Source organism: Caballeronia sp. INML1 (genome assembly GCF_023631085.1).
GTDB lineage: Bacteria > Pseudomonadota > Gammaproteobacteria > Burkholderiales > Burkholderiaceae > Caballeronia > Caballeronia turbans.
This window is the reverse complement of sequence record NZ_JALQDT010000106.1, coordinates 1-656: the sequence shown is the minus strand read 5'-3', so window position 1 is coordinate 656 and position 656 is coordinate 1. Positions and strand designations below refer to the sequence as shown.

Sequence of the window (656 nt, the reverse complement as noted above, 5' to 3'; positions counted from 1 at the left end):
ACAACCTGCTGAAGACGGCGGCGGGCAGCGGCATCGCCATCGGGCCGATTCTGCTCGGCGCCGCGAAGCCGGTTCACCTGCTGACGTCGTCGGCGACGGTGCGGCGGATCGTCAACATGACGGCGCTTCTCGTGGCGGACACTGCGGCGTCCGACGTGGCTTAACTTGCGCTGAATTTCAGCCATACCGAGGGTCGAGGCTGGGCCTCGACCCCTCAAAAGACCTGCACATACAGGCCTCTGAATAGTGCACTGCACTGCTGTCGGCGATAACCCGAAGTGCATATGCCGCCTATTGCCAAAAATGCCGTAGCCCCTGTAGGTCGCGTGGTACCGGCCCCGATACCGCCCTGTCAAATCAATTTAGTTTCGCTGGCCAGAAGCAACCGCGCTTAGCAACCTCCGCTCCGAACTCCTTCGCCACCATGGCCCGGGCGTGGCGTCTAACGACGGCCACGCCTTTATGCTTTCTGCGCTGTGTCGTTCGCTTGTACGATCGGCAATCCCATCCGTCGGCTTTGAAGCAGTTGCTGACGTTTGAATGACCGCAGTTTGTCGAGAGTAGATGTCTGCTTATGGCCGAGGGACTAAACCGCTCGCGCGGTAGGGGCTACGGTCCGACGCTGGTGGTCAGGGAGAGGCCGGTCACCCGGCTTT

General features: G+C 61.1%; 1 protein-coding gene. It reads left to right on the top strand.

From position 1 onward, the window contains the following. A partial coding sequence (locus NCR38_RS34010; protein WP_143756447.1) for a phosphate acyltransferase occupies nt 1-164 on the top strand: 164 nt, incomplete at its 5' end. Nucleotides 165-656 lie beyond the last annotated feature (492 nt).